At 72.2% G+C, this 17,658-nt stretch carries 19 protein-coding genes; 10 read left to right on the top strand and 9 right to left on the bottom strand.

The window, feature by feature from the left end; all coding sequences use genetic code 11:
- Window positions 1-5 precede the first annotated feature (5 nt).
- Window positions 6-1,175 carry a thiolase family protein gene (locus ACZ7LT_RS26505; protein WP_471238592.1) on the top strand — a complete coding sequence of 390 codons (1,170 nt, stop codon included), beginning with the start codon at window positions 6-8 and terminating at the stop codon, window positions 1,173-1,175.
- 57 nt (window positions 1,176-1,232) lie between these two features.
- Here the strand turns inward: ACZ7LT_RS26505 and ACZ7LT_RS26500 are convergent, their stop codons facing one another.
- Window positions 1,233-2,024 (bottom strand): TVP38/TMEM64 family protein, encoded by a 792-nt coding sequence (locus tag ACZ7LT_RS26500; protein WP_471238591.1) that lies wholly within the window; start codon window positions 2,022-2,024, stop codon window positions 1,233-1,235.
- 49 nt (window positions 2,025-2,073) lie between these two features.
- Here ACZ7LT_RS26500 and ACZ7LT_RS26495 point away from each other — a divergent pair, with 49 nt between their 5' ends.
- The 3 genes from ACZ7LT_RS26495 (at window position 2,074) to ACZ7LT_RS26485 (ending at window position 5,150) form a co-directional block, all read left to right on the top strand.
- Window positions 2,074-2,772, top strand: coding sequence for a DNA alkylation repair protein (locus tag ACZ7LT_RS26495; RefSeq protein ID WP_471238590.1), 699 nt, complete (start codon window positions 2,074-2,076; stop codon window positions 2,770-2,772).
- A 280-nt stretch (window positions 2,773-3,052) separates the two neighbouring features.
- Window positions 3,053-4,222, top strand: a complete 1,170-nt coding sequence (gene tuf, locus ACZ7LT_RS26490; protein WP_471238589.1) for an elongation factor Tu — start codon at window positions 3,053-3,055, stop codon at window positions 4,220-4,222.
- Window positions 4,223-4,304: 82 nt separating this feature from the next.
- A complete protein-coding gene (locus ACZ7LT_RS26485) occupies window positions 4,305-5,150 on the top strand; it encodes a spermidine synthase (RefSeq protein WP_471238588.1) in 846 nt (281 codons plus the stop codon).
- Here the strand turns inward: ACZ7LT_RS26485 and ACZ7LT_RS26480 are convergent.
- Together ACZ7LT_RS26480 and ACZ7LT_RS26475 are read right to left on the bottom strand one after the other, a co-directional pair.
- Window positions 5,112-6,461, bottom strand: a complete 1,350-nt coding sequence (locus ACZ7LT_RS26480; protein WP_471238587.1) for an MFS transporter — start codon at window positions 6,459-6,461, stop codon at window positions 5,112-5,114. The two genes, ACZ7LT_RS26485 and ACZ7LT_RS26480, sit on opposite strands and share 39 nt — an antisense overlap.
- An 88-nt stretch (window positions 6,462-6,549) precedes the next feature.
- Window positions 6,550-7,623 (bottom strand): DUF8017 domain-containing protein, encoded by a 1,074-nt coding sequence (locus tag ACZ7LT_RS26475; protein WP_471238586.1) that lies wholly within the window; start codon window positions 7,621-7,623, stop codon window positions 6,550-6,552.
- 121 nt (window positions 7,624-7,744) lie between these two features.
- Between ACZ7LT_RS26475 and ACZ7LT_RS26470 the strand changes: the two genes are divergently transcribed.
- Both ACZ7LT_RS26470 and ACZ7LT_RS26465 read left to right on the top strand, forming a co-directional pair.
- On the top strand, window positions 7,745-8,182 hold the full coding sequence (locus ACZ7LT_RS26470) for a DUF4442 domain-containing protein (protein WP_471238658.1): 438 nt from the start codon (window positions 7,745-7,747) through the stop codon (window positions 8,180-8,182).
- Between the two features lie 129 nt (window positions 8,183-8,311).
- Window positions 8,312-8,983, top strand: coding sequence for a DedA family protein (locus tag ACZ7LT_RS26465; protein WP_471238585.1), 672 nt, complete (start codon window positions 8,312-8,314; stop codon window positions 8,981-8,983).
- A gap of 178 nt (window positions 8,984-9,161) precedes the next feature.
- Here the strand turns inward: ACZ7LT_RS26465 and ACZ7LT_RS26460 are convergent, their stop codons facing one another.
- On the bottom strand, window positions 9,162-9,686 hold the full coding sequence (locus ACZ7LT_RS26460) for a gamma carbonic anhydrase family protein (RefSeq protein WP_471238584.1): 525 nt from the start codon (window positions 9,684-9,686) through the stop codon (window positions 9,162-9,164).
- Window positions 9,687-9,831: 145 nt separating this feature from the next.
- Here ACZ7LT_RS26460 and ACZ7LT_RS26455 point away from each other — a divergent pair, with 145 nt between their 5' ends.
- Window positions 9,832-10,575, top strand: a complete 744-nt coding sequence (locus ACZ7LT_RS26455; RefSeq protein ID WP_471238583.1) for an acyltransferase — start codon at window positions 9,832-9,834, stop codon at window positions 10,573-10,575.
- Here the strand turns inward: ACZ7LT_RS26455 and ACZ7LT_RS26450 are convergent, their stop codons facing one another.
- On the bottom strand, window positions 10,576-11,442 hold the full coding sequence (locus tag ACZ7LT_RS26450) for an EamA family transporter (protein WP_471238582.1): 867 nt from the start codon (window positions 11,440-11,442) through the stop codon (window positions 10,576-10,578).
- Window positions 11,443-11,535: 93 nt separating this feature from the next.
- Here ACZ7LT_RS26450 and ACZ7LT_RS26445 point away from each other — a divergent pair, with 93 nt between their 5' ends.
- Together ACZ7LT_RS26445 and ACZ7LT_RS26440 are read left to right on the top strand one after the other, a co-directional pair.
- Window positions 11,536-12,108: a helix-turn-helix domain-containing protein gene (locus tag ACZ7LT_RS26445; RefSeq protein WP_471238581.1), complete on the top strand. Its 573-nt coding sequence runs from the start codon at window positions 11,536-11,538 to the stop codon at window positions 12,106-12,108.
- Window positions 12,109-12,151: 43 nt separating this feature from the next.
- Entirely contained in the window at window positions 12,152-12,709 is a 558-nt protein-coding gene (locus ACZ7LT_RS26440; RefSeq protein WP_471238580.1) for a YbaK/EbsC family protein, read from the top strand.
- Window positions 12,710-12,745: 36 nt separating this feature from the next.
- On the opposite strand, the gene ACZ7LT_RS26435 is transcribed toward ACZ7LT_RS26440, so the two are convergent.
- The 4 genes from ACZ7LT_RS26435 to ACZ7LT_RS26420 are packed head-to-tail and all read right to left on the bottom strand — an operon-like array spanning window position 12,746 to window position 16,639.
- Entirely contained in the window at window positions 12,746-14,206 is a 1,461-nt protein-coding gene (locus tag ACZ7LT_RS26435; RefSeq protein WP_471238579.1) for an FAD-dependent oxidoreductase, read from the bottom strand.
- The gene (locus ACZ7LT_RS26430) at window positions 14,190-15,395 is read right to left on the bottom strand and encodes an MAB_1171c family putative transporter (protein WP_471238578.1); all 1,206 of its coding nucleotides are present in this window, start codon (window positions 15,393-15,395) and stop codon (window positions 14,190-14,192) included. The genes ACZ7LT_RS26435 and ACZ7LT_RS26430 overlap by 17 nt, the downstream gene beginning before the upstream one ends.
- A 3-nt stretch (window positions 15,396-15,398) precedes the next feature.
- Entirely contained in the window at window positions 15,399-15,929 is a 531-nt protein-coding gene (locus ACZ7LT_RS26425) for a toxin-antitoxin system, toxin component (RefSeq protein ID WP_471238657.1), read from the bottom strand.
- Window positions 15,930-15,961: 32 nt separating this feature from the next.
- Window positions 15,962-16,639 carry a helix-turn-helix domain-containing protein gene (locus ACZ7LT_RS26420; RefSeq protein ID WP_471238577.1) on the bottom strand — a complete coding sequence of 226 codons (678 nt, stop codon included), beginning with the start codon at window positions 16,637-16,639 and terminating at the stop codon, window positions 15,962-15,964.
- Window positions 16,640-16,892: 253 nt separating this feature from the next.
- Between ACZ7LT_RS26420 and ACZ7LT_RS26415 the strand changes: the two genes are divergently transcribed.
- Window positions 16,893-17,642 carry an MmyB family transcriptional regulator gene (locus ACZ7LT_RS26415; protein WP_471238576.1) on the top strand — a complete coding sequence of 250 codons (750 nt, stop codon included), beginning with the start codon at window positions 16,893-16,895 and terminating at the stop codon, window positions 17,640-17,642.
- Window positions 17,643-17,658 lie beyond the last annotated feature (16 nt).

Here is a 17,658-nt window from a genome sequence, read left to right as displayed (position 1 = left end):
CAGTCATGCGCGACGCCGTCATCGTCGAAGCCGTCCGTACCCCGATCGGAAAGGGCAAGCCGACCGGTGCCCTGGCCCAGGTCCATCCGGTCGCCCTGCTCTCCCACACCCTGCGCGCCCTCGTCGAACGGAGCGGGGTCGATCCCGCCCTCGTCGACGACGTCATCGGCGGCACGGTCGACCAGGTCGGCGAACAGGCCATGAACACCACCCGCTACGCCTGGCTCGGCGCCGGATTCCCCGAGTCGGTGCCCGCCACCACCGTCGACCGCCAGTGCGGCTCCTCCCAGCAGGCCGTCCACTTCGCCGCCCAGGGCGTGCGCTCGGGGGAGTACGACATCGTGATCGCCTGCGGAGTCGAGTCGATGAGCCGGGTCCCCATGTGGTCCAACGTGCCCCCGGGCACCGACCCCTTCGGCCCCGGAGTCGCCGAGCGCTACCCCGAGGGCCTTGTCCCGCAGGGCGTCAGCGCCGAACTGATCGCGGCCAAGTGGTCCCTCAGCCGCGACGCCATGGACGCCTTCGCCGTCACCTCCCACCAGCGGGCCGCCCGCGCCTGGGACGAGGGACGCTTCGACGCCGAGGTGGCGCCCTACGGCGAGCTGAGCAAGGACGAGTCCGTACGGCCCGGCACCACCGCCGAGATCCTCGCCGGGCTGCGCCCCGCCTTCGAGGACCCCGGATTCGCCGAGCGCTTCCCGCAGATCGACTGGTCGGTCACCGCCGGCAACAGCAGCCCCACCAACGACGGCGCCTCCGCCGTCCTGATCATGGCCGCCGAGACCGCCGCCCAACTCGGACTCACCCCGCTCGCGCGGCTGCACAGCTTCGCCGTCACCGGCTCGGACCCGCTGCTCATGCTGACCGGTGTCATCCCCGCGACCGAGAAGGTGCTCCGCAAGGCCGGACTCGGCATCGACGACATCGACCTCTTCGAGATCAACGAAGCCTTCGCCAGCGTCGTCCTCGCCTGGCAGCAGGAGACCGGCGCCGACCCGGCGAAGGTGAACGTGCACGGCGGCGCCATCGCCCTCGGACATCCGCTCGGCGCCAGCGGCACCCGCCTGACGACCACCCTGGTCCACGCCCTGCGCGCCCGCGGCGGGCGCTACGGCCTCCAGGCCATGTGCGAGGCGGGCGGCCTCGCCAACGCGATGATCGTCGAAACCCTCTGACCGGGCACCGACGCGCGGTACGGGGGCGCGCCCCAGGGCCCGTCCCCGTACCCTGCCTCACCCGCGGGAGGCGTCCTCCGGGGCCCCGGCCCCCACGCCCGCCGGCTCCCGGGCCGCAGCCACGGCCTGCGGTACGGGAAGGGGAGCGGCCGCCCGCAGCCGGTGGCGCTTGTGCCAGGCCACCAGCGCCCCGCCGAGCCCGGTCACCACGATGAAGCCCGTCGAGATCATGAACGCGGGCGACGTCGGCGCGGACGCCTGACTGCCCGCGATCACATACGCCGTGGTGTTCGGCACCGAACCGATCCCCGTCGCCGCCAGAAACGGCACGTAGCCCATCCGGGACACCGCCGCGCAGTAGTTGGCCGCCGCGAACGGCACCCCGGGGAACAGCCGGATCGCCAGCATCGACCGGAATCCGTGCCGGCTCAGCTGCCCGTCGGCCGCCGTCAGCCAGCGCCCCCGCACCAGCGGCCGCAGCGCGTCCTGACCGAGCACCCGCCCAAGGGTGAACGCGATCCCCGCGCCCAGGACCGTGCCGGCCACCGCCGCCACCAGACCCGCCTGGGTACCGAAGAGCGCCCCCGCGGCCAGATTCAGGATCGGCCTCGGCACGAACGCCGCCGTACACGCCCCGTACGCGAGAGCGAACACGAATACCGCGCCCGCTCCTTCCGCCTGGGGCGGCCACCCGGCCGAGAGGAGCCGCTGCGGCTCGTACAGCACCACCGCCGTCGCCGCGCACGCCAGCACCACCACGAGCAGAGACAGCCGCGACCAGGGAGACAGCAGAGCCCGGGTGCAACGGATGGTGAGACCGTCCTGCGGCCTGGTCACGGGGTCGAGCATCCGGGGAGACTAACCGACGGGGGCCTGTGATCGCCGTAATGTGCACCGCATGACCCTCGCCCCGCCCACGAGCGCGCTCGCCGACACCGTGCTCCCGCGGCTCACCGCGGTCTACGGCGCCGCCGCGGACCCCGCCCGGGCCCAGGAGGCGGCCGCCTACATGAAGGGCGTCGCGCCCTTCCTCGGCATCCCCACGCCCCAGCGGCGCGCCCTGTCCCGTACGGTCCTCGAAGGCACCGCCCGCCCCGACGAGACCGACTGCGCGGCGATCGCCCTGCGCTGCTTCGCCCTGCCCGAGCGCGAATATCACTACTTCGCCGTCGACTATCTGCGCCGCCACGGCACACGCTGCACCTCCGGCTTCCTGCCCGTGGCCCACCAGCTCGTGCGGACCGTCTCCTGGTGGGACACCGTCGACGCGCTCGCCTCGCATGTCGTCGGCGGCCTCGTCCACGCCGACCGCGCCCTCGCCCGCCGCATGGACGACTGGATCGACGATCCGGACCTGTGGGTGGCCCGCACCGCCCTCCTGCACCAGCTGCGGTTCAAGGAAGACACCGACACCGAACGGCTCTTCGCCTACTGCCTGCGCAGGGCCGAGGACCCCGACTTCTTCCTCCGCAAGGCGATCGGCTGGTCCCTGCGCGAATACGCCAAGGCCGACCCCGACGCCGTACGGGCCTTCGTCACCGCCCACCGGACCCGGCTCTCACCGCTGTCGGTGCGCGAGGCCCTCAAGAACCTCTGAGCCGCACGGGACTTCCCGGCCGCCCCGCGCGGAAAACCATTCGACGTCCGCCCGCCGCCGGGCGATGATCGTCGACATGTCCCGGTTCGCCTTCCCCGCAGCGCCGTCCGCAGTCGCGGACGCGCCGAAGGCTGCCGGCGTGGCCGAACTCCTCACGTGCACGGCGCTCTTCGACGGCGCCCGAAGCTGACCCTTCCCGGATCGTCCGGCGGACCCCGCAGGGGGAGGGTCGGTAGGACTCCGGGGTCCCCACTCTCAGCTTCCAGCTCAAGGACGAGCCATGCCCAAGACGGCATACGTGCGCACCAAACCGCATCTCAACATCGGCACCATGGGCCATGTCGACCACGGCAAGACCACCCTGACCGCCGCCATCACCAAGGTCCTCAGCGACCGCGGCACCGGCACCTTCGTCCCCTTCGACCGCATCGACCGCGCCCCCGAGGAGGCGCAGCGCGGCATCACCATCAACATCGCGCACGTCGAGTACGAGACCGACACCCGGCACTACGCCCATGTCGACATGCCCGGCCACGCCGACTACGTCAAGAACATGGTCACCGGCGCGGCCCAGCTCGACGGGGCGATCCTCGTCGTCTCCGCGCTCGACGGCATCATGCCGCAGACCGCCGAGCACGTCCTGCTGGCCCGTCAGGTCGGCGTCGACCACATCGTCGTGGCCCTCAACAAGGCCGACGCGGGCGACGACGACATCACCGACCTCGTCGAGCTCGAGGTCCGCGAACTGCTCACCGCGCACGGCTACGGCGGCGACGCCGTCCCGGTCGTACGGGTCTCCGGACTCCGGGCGCTCGAGGGCGACCCGCGCTGGACCTCCGCCGTCGAGGCGCTGCTCGACGCGGTGGACACGTATGTGCCCATGCCCGAGCGGTACGTGGACGCGCCGTTCCTGCTGCCAGTGGAGAACGTCCTCACCATCACCGGGCGCGGCACAGTCGTCACCGGCGCCGTCGAGCGCGGCACCGTCCGGGTCGGCGACCGGGTCGAACTGCTCGGCGCCGGCGGCGAGAGTGTCGTCACCGGCCTGGAGACCTTCGGCAGGCCGATGGAGTCCGCGCAGGCCGGGGACAACGTGGCACTGCTCCTGCGCGGTGTGACGCGTGACGCCGTACGCCGGGGCCATGTGGTCGCGGCGCCCGGCAGTGTCGTGCCCAGCCGCCGCTTCCGGGCGCAGGTGTACGTGCTCTCAGGGCGCGAGGGCGGCCGCACCACGCCCGTGGCGAGCGGCTACCGCCCGCAGTTCTACATCCGCACCGCGGACGTCGTCGGCGAGGTCGACCTCGGCGAGCAGGCGGTGGCCCGGCCCGGCGAGACGGTCACCATGACCGTCGAACTGGGCCGTGACACCCCGCTGGAGCCCGGTCTCGGCTTCGCGATCCGCGAAGGCGGCCGTACCGTCGGCGCCGGCACCGTGATCGAACTGGTCTGACCGGCCCGCCGTGGCCCGCCGCCCGTGGCATCCCCACGGGCGGCGGGCGCGGCGGGGACGCGCCAGGGCGGACAATGGGGGCGTGAACGAGCAGATCCCCGTCCTGCGGGACGTCGACGGCGGCACCGCCAAACTCATGCCCGACGTGGACCGCGACCGGGCCTGGCTGCTCACCGTCGACGGCGCGCCCCAGTCGTACGTCGACCTCGACGAGCCCACCCACCTCGAATTCGAGTACGCGCGCCGCCTCGCCCACGTCCTGGACAGCGCCGCGGACGACGGCGAACCCCTCGACGTCCTCCACCTCGGCGGCGGCGCCCTCACCCTGCCCCGCTACATCGCCGCGACCCGGCCCGGCTCACACCAGGACGTCGTCGAGGCGGACCGCGGACTGCTCGCCCTGGTCACCGAGCATCTGCCGCTCCCGGCCGGCGCCGATGTCACCCTGCACGGCGCGGACGCCCGCGCCTGGCTGGAGGCGGCGCCCACGAACAGCGCCGACATCCTGATCGCGGACGTCTTCGGCGGCTCCCGGGTGCCCGCGCACCTCACCACGCTGACGTACGCGCGCGTGGCCGAGCGGGTCCTGCGCCCGGGCGGTATCTACGCCGCCAACCTGGCCGACGGCGCGCCCTTCGCCTTCCTCCGCTCCCAACTGGCCACCTTCGCCGCCGTCTTCCCCGAGCTCGCCCTCATCGCCGAACCGGCCATGTTGCGCGGCCGCCGCTTCGGCAACGCGATCCTGGTCGCTTCGCACGCGCCCCTGGACACCGCGCTGATGGCCCGCCGTTCGGCCGCCGACGCCTTCCCCGCGCGCGTGGAGCACGGCACGGCCCTGGCCCGCTTCATCGGCGACGCGGCGCCCGTACGGGACGAGGACGCCGTGCCGTCACCCGAGCCGCCCGACGGCGCTTTCAGCATCGGCTGAGCCATCGGCTGAGCCATCGGCTGAGCCATGGGCCGAGGCATCGGCCGAGCCGGGCGCGGGCGCCGCGGCCACCGGCTTCGTACGCCGCGTCAGGTTCCGTACGTCCGGCACCAGCAGCACCAGCGCGGTGACGAGCACGATCAGCGCCGCACAGCCCCACAGCGCCGTCTCCCGCCCGAAGGCGTCCTCGGCGGGGCCGGCCAGCGCCGTGGACAGCGGCAGCATTGCCGTCGAGCCGAACCAGTCGTAGGCGGAGACCCGGGAGAGCTTGTCCTCCGGGATCTCCTGGTGCAGCGCGGTCATCCACGCCACACCGAACACCTCGATCGCGACACCGCTCACGAACATCGCCACCGATAGCCCCACCACATCCAGCGGCACCGCGAGCGACGCCGACGGCAGCGCCATCGGGAAGACGCACAGGGTGCCCACGAGCAGCATCCGGCGCGGCTTCCAGCGCATCATCAGCAGCGCGCCGCCGAGCGTGCCCGCGCCGAAGGCGGCCAGCGCCAGACCCCAGGGGCGCGCCCCGCCCAGATGCTCCTCGGCGACCAGCGGCCCGTACACGGCGTCGGCGGCGCCGATGACCGCGACGACCACGGAGAACTGCGCCACGATCGACCAGAGCCAGGGCCGGCCGGTGAACTCCCGCCAGCCGTCCCGCAGATCGGACAGGAGCCCGCCGCCGGCCTCACGCGGGGCGATGTGGCCGACGTCGAGGAAGGCGCGCAGCGCCCCGGCCACGGCAAAGGCCATGGCGTCGACGGCCAGCACCCAGCCGGGGCCGACGGCCGCGATGAGCGCGCCGCCGAGCGCGGCTCCGCCGATCCCGGCGCCGTGCATGGCCATCCGGAACAGCGCGAAGGCGCGGTTGGCGTGTTCGCCGCTGACGCTGGACAGGAGCATGCCTTCGGCGGCGGGGTTGAAGAAGGCCTGGCCGGTGCCGCAGAGGGCGGTGAGGATCAGCATCTGCCACAGCTGCGCCTGGCCGGTGAGGACCAGGACGGCGAACAGGCCCTGGGAGACGCAGTTGAGGGCGTTGGCCGCGACCATGACGCGGTGCCGGGGTATGCGGTCGGCCATCGCGCCGCCGATGAGCAGGAAGAGCACCAGCGGCAGGAACCGGGCCATCGCGATCAGGCCCAGGTCGCCGCTGTCGCCGCCGGACTCCAGCACCGCGAACGCCGACGCGATCAGCGCGCCGTTGGCGCCGAGGTTGGTGACGACGGCGGCCGCCGTCAGCAGGGAGTAGTTGCGCCCGGCCCACTCGGGGCGGCGGGACCGGCGGGGTGCGGCGGCGGGTGTGGTCACCCAGGGACTATCCCCGCCGCCGCCGCAGAATCCAAACCGTTGAACCGGGGCGCTACGGGCCCTCGGTCATCTCTCGGTCAGCCCTCGCTCATCCCTTGGTCACGGGCGCGAGCCGGACCGTGGTGAGGATCTGCCGGATCATGGTGTCCGGCAGCTCGTCCTTGATGCCCTTGTTGGCGAAGAGGACGAACGACGCGAAGTCGCCCTTGGAGTTCTTGAAGCTGAACGCGATGGACTTGCCGTCCGTCTCGCACTTGGTCTTCTTGGTCAGGCCGGTGGCGGTGGCCGTGGCCATATGACCGGTGAGACCGGACTTGGTGGTGTACGGCGTGGCCGGGCTGACCTTGATCAGCTGCTTGAGCTTGTTCTCCGGCTCGTCCTGCGCGTACCCGGCGAAGACCCAGGCGCCCGCCTCGTTACGCGCGTTCTCGGAGGTGTTCTTGGCGCCCTGGGCGCCACGGCTACCGGCGGTGGCCAGGCCGCTGTCCTCCATGCGGCCGTCCTTGTCGGAGTCCTCGCTGCACCACTTGGACTTGTAGTCGGCCGGGGCCGACATGATGATGTACGCCGAACCGTCGTTCTTCTTCTTGTCGTCGAAGCCCGTGATGTGGCCGGTGCCCTGCACCTCCCAGTCGGCCGGGACGTCGAACTGCGTGCCGAACTTCGGGTTGTAGACGACCTTCCAGCCCGGGATCGTGGGCTTGGCGTCCGTCCCGCCGCGCGGGTTCTCCACCGGCGGCGCGGAGGACTCGACCGGCTTCGACGCGGAAACGGACGGCTTGGGGTCGTCGGCCACCGTCTTCTTCTCGTCGTCCTTCAGGACGAGGAAACCGGTGACACCCGCGGCCACGACCACCGCGGTCGCGGCGGCGATCGCGATGATCGTCGTCTTCTTCTTGTCCTGGCCGGGACCACCGGGCTGCGGCGCACCGGGCATGCCGTACTGCGGCATCTGCTGCGGCACGGTCGGCGGCTGCTGGTACGCGCCGGGCTGCGGGTACTGCGGCGGCTGGCCGGGCTGAGGCTGACTGGGCTGCTGATAGCCCGGCTGCTGGTATCCGGGCTGCTGGTACGGATTCGGCTGCTGGTAACCCGGCTGCTGGTACGGGTTCTGGTCCTGCGGGTTCTGCTCGCCCCCGGGCGGCTGCTGTCCTGGCCACATGGCGAGTAACCATAGAGGTGCGGCGTGATCGCTGCCACGCCCGGCCCCCTCCTCCCGTCGGCCGGAGGGATGGCCAAGGGTGCTACCGATGGGTAACATCGCGGCCATGAGCGCAGATCAGATGACCGTCGGCGAGATGCTCGCCGCCACCGTCCCCATGGCCAGGACCCTCAACCTGGAGTTCCTGGAGACCACGGCCGAGCGTGCCGTGGTGCGCATGCCGGACCAGCCCGACTACCACAACCACGTCGGCGGTCCGCACGCCGGAGCGATGTTCACGCTGGCCGAGTCCGCCAGCGGCGCGATCGTCCTGGCCGCCTTCGGTGCCGAGCTGAACCGCGCCGTCCCGCTCGCCGTCAAGGCCGAGATCGGCTACAAGAAGCTCGCCATGGGCGTCGTCACCGCGACCGCCACCCTCGGCCGCCCGGCCGCCGACGTCATCGCCGAGCTCGACGCCGGCGAGCGCCCGGAGTTCCCCGTCGCCATCGCCATCACGCGCGAGGACGGCGCGGTGACCGGTGAGATGACGGTCGTCTGGACCCTGCGCCCCAACGCCTGAGGCGCCCTCGCCAGGACCGCCCCCGTACCCCGCCTGGGGTGCGGGGGCGGTCTCGCGTCACCAGGTAGGCTTCGCCCGGCCCCGGGACCCTTGGGTGCCATGGGGTTGTCGATACGGGAGGAACCTGCGTTGCACGTCCAGGAGTGGCTCGAGACCGTGCCCCCGGTCGCTATCTATCTCCTGGTGGGGGTGGTGATCGGGCTCGAGAGCCTCGGCATCCCGCTGCCGGGTGAGATCGTTCTCGTCAGTTCCGCGCTGCTCGCCTCCCAGCACGGTGACATCGACCCGTACGTCCTGGGCGCCTGCGCGACCGCCGGCGCGATCATCGGCGACTCGATCGGCTACGCCATCGGTCGCAAGGGCGGCCGGCCCCTGCTGGCCTGGCTCGGGGGCAAGTTCCCCAAGCATTTCAGCGAGGCCAACATCGCCATGGCCGAGCGGTCCTTCGAGAAGTGGGGCATGTGGGCGGTCTTCTTCGGCCGGTTCGTGGCGCTGCTGCGGATCTTCGCCGGGCCGCTCGCGGGTGTGCTGCGCATGCCGTACTGGAAGTTCCTCATCGCCAATGTCTTCGGCGGGATCCTGTGGGCCGGCGGCACCACGGCCGTCATCTACTCGGTGGGTGTGGTCGCCGAGGCGTGGCTGAAGCGGTTCTCCTGGCTGGGTCTGGTCCTCGCGGTGGCCTTCGGTCTAACGTCCATGCTGGTCCTGAAGAGCCGTGCGAAGAAGGCCGCGGCCCGCCAGGAGGCGGCGGCCGAGGCCGCGGTCACGCCCGCGGCCGAGCGTGAGCCCGCCGGCCGCTGAAGGGGCGCGCCCACCCCGACGGCCCCGGCGAGTGAGCCGAAGGGGCGCGCGGGCGCCGAAAGGGATGGGGGTCCCCCCACCGAAGGTAGGGGGAGCGCGGAGGCTGCGAGGAACGAGCAGCCGAGCACGATCGACCGTCGGCGCACGCTCAAAGCGCCCCGGAGGAGAACCGAGCCCCCTAAAAAGCAGCCCGGTGGTCGCGTGCCAGGCCGAGGTACATCGCCGCGTTGAGGGTGAGCCCCTCGCGCTCCTCCTCTGTCAGCGTCCGCTTGACCTTCGCCGGTACGCCCGCGACCAGGGAGCCCGGCGGCACCACCATCCCCTGCGGCACCAGCGCCTGCGCGGCGACGAGTGAGCCGGCGCCGATGTGGGCTCCGTTGAGGACGGTGGCGCCCATGCCGATCAGGCAGTCGTCCTCGATGGTGCAGCCGTGGACGACGGCGTTGTGGCCGATGGAGACGCGTTCGCCGATGGAGACCGGGTAGCCGGGGTCGACGTGCACGGTGGAGTTGTCCTGCACATTGGAGTCGGCGCCGAGGGTGATGGGCCCGCAGTCCGCGCGCAGCACGGCGTGGTACCAGACGCTCGCCCCCGCGGCCATCGTCACGTCACCGAGGACGACGGACGTGGGTGCGGTGAACGCGTCCGGGTCGATCTTCGGTTGCTTGCCGCCCACCCCACCGACCAACGCACGCTCTGCCATCGCTCTGCTCCTTCGAGGATTGTCACCGCTTCGTCGCGCCGTACGAACGGTAAGCGACGGACCTGGCCGCCGGGATCCGGGGGTGGGGTGAACATCACAGCTCACCGCAGTGATCGCGCCAGGCGCCGCGGACTACCGTGTGCGGGTGCCCAAGAACAGAAACACGTTCTCGTCTCTGACCGCCTGGCGGCGCCGCGCCGTGGCCCGTGCCGTCCAGGGCACGTGGCGCTGGGCTCAGCAGGCGGGCGCCGTCACCGCCGAGCAGCCGGGGCGGCTGCGGTTTCGCCGGCTGGGGTCGGGCACGCGGCTCGCCTTCCCTCAGGGCACCGTCTTCGGTGAGCAGTGGATCGAGGTGGGGGACCACTGCATCGTCGCAGAGCAGGTGACGCTCACCGCCGGGATGATGCCGGATCTCGACCTCGGCCCGGATCCCGTGCTGACGCTCGGCAACGGCGTGGTGCTGGGCCGGGGCAGCCATGTCATCGCGGACGCGCGCGTGACCATCGGCAACGACTGCTTCTTCGGTCCGTACGTCTATGTGACGTCGACGAACCACAGTTATGACGACCCGGATGAGCCGGTGGGCCGGCAGTGGCCGCGTTCGGCGCCGGTGGAGATAGGGCCGGGCTGCTGGATCGGCACCAACGCCGTGATCCTGCCCGGCGCCCGGCTCGGCCGGAACGTGGTCGTGGCGGCGGGCGCCGTCGTACGGGGAGAGGTGCCCGACCACGCGGTCGTGGCGGGTGCCCCCGCGCGCGTGGTGCGCCGCTGGGACCGGGAGCGGGGCTGGCAGCCGCCGTTGCGTACGCCCGCTCCCGTGCCGATACCGGACGGGATCACCCCCGGGCAGCTCGCGGCGCTCGCCGAACTGGAGACCCAGGAAGGCTGATCAGCCGGAGGCGAGCAGCACCGTGCCGACCAGTGCGAGCCCCGCGCCCGCGGCCTGGAGGGTGCGCAGCTTCTCCTTGAGCACCCCGCGCGCGGCCAGGGCCGTGACGACCGGGTAGAGGTTGGCGAGGACGGCGGCGACGGTGACGGGGCCGATCTGGGCGGCGATGGAGTACGTGCCGTTGGCGGCGACGTCCGCGAGGCCGACGAAGGCCAGTGCGGGGAGCGCGGCCCAGACGGCCCGCATGCCGCCCTCCTGGGGGAGGGCGGGGGCGCCGCGGCGGACGGAGACGTACAGCGTGGCGCCGCCCACGACGACGTTGGTGACGCGCTGGACGAACAGGGCGAGGAAGAGGCCGGTCAGTGTCGTGGAGGCCTCGGCGATGAGGGCGAGGACGGCGCCGAACCCGAAGGCCGCGACGAGGGTCATGACGATCGCCTGGCGCTGTACGGGCGCGCCGCGCAGTTCCGGTCCGCCGGCGAGGACGATGCCGACGATCGCGACGGCGATGCCGCCGTACTGGAGCAGGCCCGGCCGCTCGCCCAGGAGCAGGCCGACGGAGACCGGTACGAGCACGCCGACGGAGCCGAGCGGGGCGACCACGCCCATCGGGCCGAGCGCGAGTGCCTTGTAGAAGCAGAGCATCGCGGCCGGGCCGACCGCGCCCGCCGCCACCGCGTACCAGAGCTGGGGTCCGGCTTCGCTCCAGCCACCGGTGGCGATCACGAGGGCGCCGAGGACCACGACGGCGATGGTCTGGGAGGCGACGACGACGGTCAGTGCGGGCATACGGCGTGTCAGCAGTCCGCCGCCGAAGTCGGCCAGCCCCCACAGGAGGCTGGTGGCGAGGGCGAACAGTGCTGTCATGGGATGCCTCGCAGTACAGTGCGGTGGACGGTGGAGTGCACCACACCGTAGTGCAGTATCCTAAACTCTGTCATCCAAAATATTGGACGGAATGTGTCGGATCTCGACCAGCTCACCCAGTCGCTCGCCCGCAACCTCAAACGGTGGCGCAACGAACGCGGCTTCACCCTGGACGCGCTCGCCGCCCGCGCCGGCGTCAGCCGCGGCATGATCATCCAGATCGAGCAGGCCCGTACCAACCCCAGCGTCGGCACCACCGTGAAGCTCGCCGACGCGCTCGGCGTCTCGATCACCACGCTGCTCGACCACGAGCAGGGGCCGCAGGTCAAGCTCGTCCCCGCCGACCAGGCCGTCCGTATGTGGTCCACCCCGGCCGGCAGCCACACCACCCTCCTCGCCGGCACCGACGCCCGCGGCCCGCTGGAGCTGTGGTCGTGGCGGCTGATGCCGGGCGAGGCCAGCGCCTCTGACCCGCACCCCGAGGGCACCATGGAACTCCTCCATGTCACCGCCGGGATCCTGACGCTCGACATCGACGGCGAGGAACACCAGGTCCCGGCCGGCAGCTCCGCGGTCTTCGAGGCCAACGTCCCCCACGCCTACCGCAACAAGGGCACCGAGACCGTCGAGATGACCATGGCGGTCTCCGTCCCGCCCGCCCGCTGAGACGGGGCCGCCCGCCCATCTCGGCGGCTGTTAGCGTGCCGCCATGCGTGCACCCATCGGCTCCTTCGACGACGCCCGCCCCGCCCCCGACTGCCTGGACCTGCTCACCGCGCCCGTCGCCACCGCCGTCCGCGGTCGGCAGGGCACCGTCCCGGCCGACCAACTCCTTTACGTGGACACCGACCCGGCCATCGCCGACACCGCCGTCTTCGCCGAGCACCACGGCAGGGAACTGCTCGACACGTCGGCCAACTGCGTCGTCGTCGCGGCCAAGCGGGCCGGTGAGACGACGCTGGCAGCCTGCGTCGTCCTGTCCAGGGCGCGGGTGGACGTCAACGGCGTCGTGCGCAGACAACTCGGCGCCCGCAAGGTCAGCTTCGCCTCCATGGACACGGCCACCGGCGAGACCGGGATGGAGTACGGCGGGATCACCCCCGTCGGACTGCCCGCCGACTGGCCGCTCCTCGTGGACGCGGCCGTCGTCGACACCGAATGGGTCCTCATCGGCAGCGGCCGCCGCCGGGGCAAGCTCATCGTGCCCGGCAAGCTCTTCGCCGAGCTGCCCGGCGCGGTCGTCCTCGACGGCCTCGGGATCGGCTGAGGCCGCCGGGGACGCGGGCGCGGGCGGGCCGAGCGGCTAAGGCCGGTCGGCGGCCGCGCCCGTCACGGTCGTCAACTCCCGCTCGGTGAGCGGCGGGGTGTCCAGCGGCGGCCTCCTGGGCCCGCGCAGCACCCCGAGGACGATGTCCGGCTTCACCAGCGAGGTCACCGGGGCGGACAAGGTGATGACGTCGAAGAACGCCTTGGTGATCCGCGGACGCCCGGTGGCCGTGAGCAGCAGCCGGTCCACGTAGTGACGCAGCGCCTTGGCGGCGATGCCGGGCTGCTTGCCGACGGCGCCCGGATAGAGGATGTCCTGTCCGGTGGCCAGGTCCCAGGCCGTGGCGACCGGCCGTGCCACCGCCCGCTGCACGCGCTGCGCCAGGCCCGGAGCCGCCGGACCGTGGACGGAGACGTTCTCCCGCAGCGCCACCGCGCCCTGCGCGGCCACCGAAAGACCGTGCCCGTACACGGGGTTGTACGTGGCGACGGCGTCGCCGAGCGCCACGAACCCCTCCGGCCACTCCCGTACCTTCTCGAAGAACCGGCGGCGGTTGACCGTGCTGCGGGAGACCGCCACATCGGTCAGCGGCTCGGCGTGCGCGATCAGTTCGCCCACCACGGGGTGACGGACGGACCGGGCGAAGGCCTCGAACTCGTCGACGGCGCCGCTCGGCTGGCCGCCCCGGGTGCCCGAGAGCGTGACCTGCCAGCGGCGCCCCTCGATCGGCACGATCGTCGTCGTCCGCCCCGGCCGCGGCTCACGCGCGTCCGACTGCACATTGACCACGGGATAGTCCTCGGCGCCCTCGGGGGCACGGAAGATCCGGCTCGCGTACACCAGCCCGGAGTCGACCTCCTCCTCGTGCACCCGCGGCACCCCGAGCGCGGCGAGCCAGGCCGGCGCCCGCGACCCCCGGCCCGAGGCGTCCACCACGAGATCCGCTTCCAGGACCCGCTCGGCCCCCTCGGCGTCACGGACCCGTACGCCGGTGACGCGCGTGGAATCGCCCTCCAGGCAGAGCAGTTCGGTGCGCTCCAGGACGGTCACGCCGGGCAGCGCCACGACCTCCTCGCGGACCACCCAGTCCAGCAGATCGCGACTACAGGCGATCATGAACTGCATCTCGGGCCAGCGCCGGATCCAGCCCTGTGCCTGCATCGACACCAGACCGGTCGGCAGCGGGACGCGGCGCGCTCCGGCGGCCAGCCAGCGGTCGGTCACCCCGGGCAGCAGGTCCTCGATCGCCCGGGCCCCGCCCGACCACAGGACATGGACGTGCCGGGCCTGGGGGAGGCCCTTGCGCGGCTCCGGACCGGCGGGCAGTACATCACGCTCGACGACAGTGATCGTGTCGGCGCGGTCGCGCAGCGCCGCGACGGCCAGCATGCCCGCCATGCCGCCGCCGATGACGACGGCATGCCGCCGGTCCGCCCCGTGGCGGGGCGTCGCCCGCCGCGGTTGGTGCGTCCGGCGCGCTCTATCGGGTTCGCTCATGGAATTGGCTCTCCTGCCTGGCCGCGAGCCCTCGGGCTGCCGCGACAACGGGTGACTGACGCATGGCGAGGGACATCCGCACCAGATCGCGTGGGCCCTCGGACGGCTCGAACGCGGACGCCGATCCCTCGGCCGAGCATATGATCTTGCCTTCCGGGTCCGCCGCCCGGGCCCGTACCGCGGCCGTCACCATCGCCGCGTCCGCCTCCGCCTGTGCCTGCGCCGGATCGGATCCGGCCCGTAGCGCGGCCTCGTAGGCATCGTCCCGTACCCGTGCGTCGAAGTACGGATAGAGGATCAGCATCCCGTCGTGGATGTCGGACTCCCGCTGGGTGACCCGCAGTTCACCCGACGACCACCAGAACAGCCGCACCCCGCGCGCGTGCGGCGGCGCGACCGCCGCCAGCTCGTCCCACAGCGGCTCCAGACGACGGTAGGTCACCCGTGCGGACCACGCGTCCGCCATCCGCTGGCAGGCCAGTGGCAGACAGAACCCCACCGCGCTGACCTGCGCCCCGGCCGAGGCGAGGACCGGGGCGACGGAGCTGCTCAGCTCGTCCCAGTCGTGCCCCGCCCAACGGGCGAACACCGCCGAGAACTTGGTCACCAGATAGGCGATGTTGAACAGGTAGCCGATCACGATGATCACCAGGCCGGTCCGCAGCCAGCCACGGACCCGCAGCGACCACCGCCAGCACAGGATCGTCATCGCGAACCCCGCCACCGTGAGCGCCGCGAGGTAGAGCAGGATCATCTCGCGGATGTACGGCGTGGAGCAGTAGTACGTGTCGAGGTCCCGCAGCCGCTCCACGGGCGCGTCCCCGAGGGCGAACAGCACCCACAGCGCCACGATCACCACGCTGTACCCGGCGATCCAGCGGCGGGAGATCCGCCGGGTCACCTCCGGCGGGCCGCCGCGCCAGTTGACGATGAGCACCAGACAGGACGCGGAGAACGCGCTCAGCAGCGCGTACACCAGCGGCGCCGAGAAGTTGGGGATTCCCGTCAGCCGGTTGACCTCATGGATCGTGGGCGGCGCGGCGAAGAAGAACACCATTCCGGCGAGCGCGAGCAGCGCGCACACCGACCGCAGCAGCGGATCGCGCCAGGCACGGGTCAGCGCGGGCAGCTTGAAGCCCAGCGCGATCGCCATGACGGCGGCCGGAGCGTAGTAGACCGTACCGTCCATCCCTCAGCCCCGGGGCCCTCGATATCCCAGGGACGCCTCGATCCGGCCGGCCAGTCCGTTCTCCCGTGCGGGGCCGCGCAGCGTCGACCCGGTCAGCCAGGCGCGGCACTTGCTCGCCAGCATCAGACCGAAGCTCTCCGCCTCGTTCTCCTCGGCCTGGTCGAACTGCGTACGCGCCGCGACCTGCCGTACCGCAGCCGTGAGATCGGCGTCGTCCGAGAGGACCCGGGAGGCGACCGCCGCTCCCTCGACGTGGTGACTGCAGTGACCCGCGTTCATATGCCATAACTCATGGCCCAGGATGACCAGTTGGTGGTCGGGCGCGGTGCGCTCCTCGATCACCACGAGATCCTGGTCGGCCATGTCGAGCCACAGGCCGCTGGCGGTCGCCGGCGGAAAGGCGGCCATGCGGTACTGGACCGGACGGCCCCGGCGCCTGCTCATGCCGTCGCACAGCGCCTGGTAGAGATCGGACGGCGCGGCCGGCGCCGCAAGAGTGAGCCCCGCGACCAGTTCGTCGCGCAGCCGCCGCATTTCCTTGCCCCTGCCCACAGTTCTCCCCCGGCTCACGACTCGGGCCGCTTGACGCTCTCCAGGAGCATGTCCAGCCACTCCGTCACCTTGTCCCGGTGCTGGTCGGTGGGCAGTTGCGCGGCCCGCCAGGCGATGCCACGCACGCCGTGGTCCTGCAGCAGCCGCTCCAGCCGGTCCGTCTCCCGGCCGGCCTCGCCGGGCAGCGCCGGGGCCTTCGCGCGGTCGAGTTCGGTGAGCCGCTGGAGGAGTTCCTGCTCGGTCCGCTGGAGGGCGCCCGCCAGCGCCTCGGGATCCTCGGCCGTCAGGAAGCCGGCATGGACCCGGAAGAAGCGCTGGATGGCGTCGCAGTGCTCCATGGTGGGGCGCCGGTCACCGTTGATGAGGGCCCCGGCCTGCTGCCGCGACATGCCCGCCCCGTCGGCTATCTCCTGCTGGGTGTAGCGGCGGCCGTTGGGCTTGAGCCGGGTCCGGCGCAGCAGATCGAAGCGCTGCAGGAAGCGTGTCTGAAGGTCCGGTTCCCCGGCCGGCCGGCCCGCCAGCAGCGCCCGTACGACGTCCGCGGGCACGCCCGACGCCTCGGAGAGGCGGGCGATGTCGAAGACCTCGGCCGTGGGGGCGGAGAGTTTGCCGGCCAGTTCGGTGACACGGGCGACGGTCGCGGCGAGGCGGTCCGTCGCGGTCGGGGCCGACACCGGGAAGCCGTCCGTCACCACTAGCTCTCCTCGTGTCCTGCGCAGCGGGCTCTCCGGAGGCTAACGCCCGACAGCGGCTACCGGCCAGACCTTGCCACAGCTGTGGCATTTTCCGCCGTTCAATGAGCGGTGAACGGCTGGAAATGCCACAATAGTTGACGCGCTTGCAGTGCGCGTAGCACCATCGCCACGCGGTGTGAGCGTGGCGAAAGCGTGCCACCGCGCGGCCGCCGAAGCACGAAGGAAGAGGGTCGGGAAGGGTGACATCTGCATGACGCGAGATGCGGCGGCCGGACGTCCGGCCCGCACCCGGCCGGCCCATCTGACGCTGGCCACGGGGCCCGGCTCCGGGCACCGGAGCGACCGCGCACGGGACGCCAAGGGCCCGCGCGACGACGAATACCTCCGCGACTACGGCGCCTTGATGGACGCCGTCACCCATCCCTCCGTTCTCTTCGACCATCGATGGGACGTCGTCCTCACCAACCCGGCCTACGACGCCCTCTTCCGTGGCATCGGCCCGCACCCCACCGCCATGCCCGGCGACAACGTCCTGCGCTTCGTCCTCTTCCACCCCGACGCGGACACCGTCCTGCCCGAGCGGGAGACCTCCTGGTGCCTGCCGATGCTGGCGCAGTTCGCCACGCAGGTCGAGACCCACGGGCAGGACCGCGGACTGCAGGCCATCCGGCGCGACATCGCCGACGACCCGATCATGGACGCCGCCTACCAGCAGGGCCTGCCGCACTGGATCGAGGCCGTGGGCCCCGAGACCGTCTCCCGGGACGGGGCCGTACGACCGCTGCGCCACCCCGACCCGCGCTGGGGCCGGACGCACTGCCGGGTCGTCGACGAGACCTCCCACACCCTGCGTGACATGGGGTACACCCGGATGACGCTGGTGCTGCGCCGCTCGGGCGCGGGCGCCACCGCCGACGGCGACCGGCGCCACGATCGGCGGCCCGACCGGCGCTCCGGGGGCGCGACGATCACTCAGCTGCGGGCCGCCCCGTACCGGTAACCGGTACGGAGCCGAG

The sequence above is a fragment of the Streptomyces sp. NPDC039465 genome (assembly GCF_055639315.1).
This window is presented reverse-complemented; position numbering and strand designations above follow the sequence as displayed.

Excerpts from the sequence above, each read along its gene's own strand:
- ACZ7LT_RS26460 (WP_471238584.1), bottom strand. The coding sequence starts at position 9,686 with ATGGCAGAGCGTGCGTTGGTCGGTGGGGTGGGCGGCAAGCAACCGAAG.
- ACZ7LT_RS26450 (WP_471238582.1), bottom strand. The coding sequence starts at position 11,442 with ATGACAGCACTGTTCGCCCTCGCCACCAGCCTCCTGTGGGGGCTGGCC.
- ACZ7LT_RS26440 (WP_471238580.1), top strand. The coding sequence starts at position 12,152 with ATGCGTGCACCCATCGGCTCCTTCGACGACGCCCGCCCCGCCCCCGAC.
- ACZ7LT_RS26425 (WP_471238657.1), bottom strand. The coding sequence starts at position 15,929 with ATGCGGCGGCTGCGCGACGAACTGGTCGCGGGGCTCACTCTTGCGGCG.
- tuf (WP_471238589.1), top strand. The coding sequence starts at position 3,053 with ATGCCCAAGACGGCATACGTGCGCACCAAACCGCATCTCAACATCGGC.
- ACZ7LT_RS26500 (WP_471238591.1), bottom strand. The coding sequence starts at position 2,024 with ATGCTCGACCCCGTGACCAGGCCGCAGGACGGTCTCACCATCCGTTGC.
- ACZ7LT_RS26505 (WP_471238592.1), top strand. The coding sequence starts at position 6 with ATGCGCGACGCCGTCATCGTCGAAGCCGTCCGTACCCCGATCGGAAAG.
- ACZ7LT_RS26470 (WP_471238658.1), top strand. The coding sequence starts at position 7,745 with ATGACCGTCGGCGAGATGCTCGCCGCCACCGTCCCCATGGCCAGGACC.
- ACZ7LT_RS26435 (WP_471238579.1), bottom strand. The coding sequence starts at position 14,206 with ATGAGCGAACCCGATAGAGCGCGCCGGACGCACCAACCGCGGCGGGCG.
- ACZ7LT_RS26415 (WP_471238576.1), top strand. The coding sequence starts at position 16,893 with ATGACGCGAGATGCGGCGGCCGGACGTCCGGCCCGCACCCGGCCGGCC.
- ACZ7LT_RS26475 (WP_471238586.1), bottom strand. The coding sequence starts at position 7,623 with ATGTGGCCAGGACAGCAGCCGCCCGGGGGCGAGCAGAACCCGCAGGAC.
- ACZ7LT_RS26430 (WP_471238578.1), bottom strand. The coding sequence starts at position 15,395 with ATGGACGGTACGGTCTACTACGCTCCGGCCGCCGTCATGGCGATCGCG.
- ACZ7LT_RS26495 (WP_471238590.1), top strand. The coding sequence starts at position 2,074 with ATGACCCTCGCCCCGCCCACGAGCGCGCTCGCCGACACCGTGCTCCCG.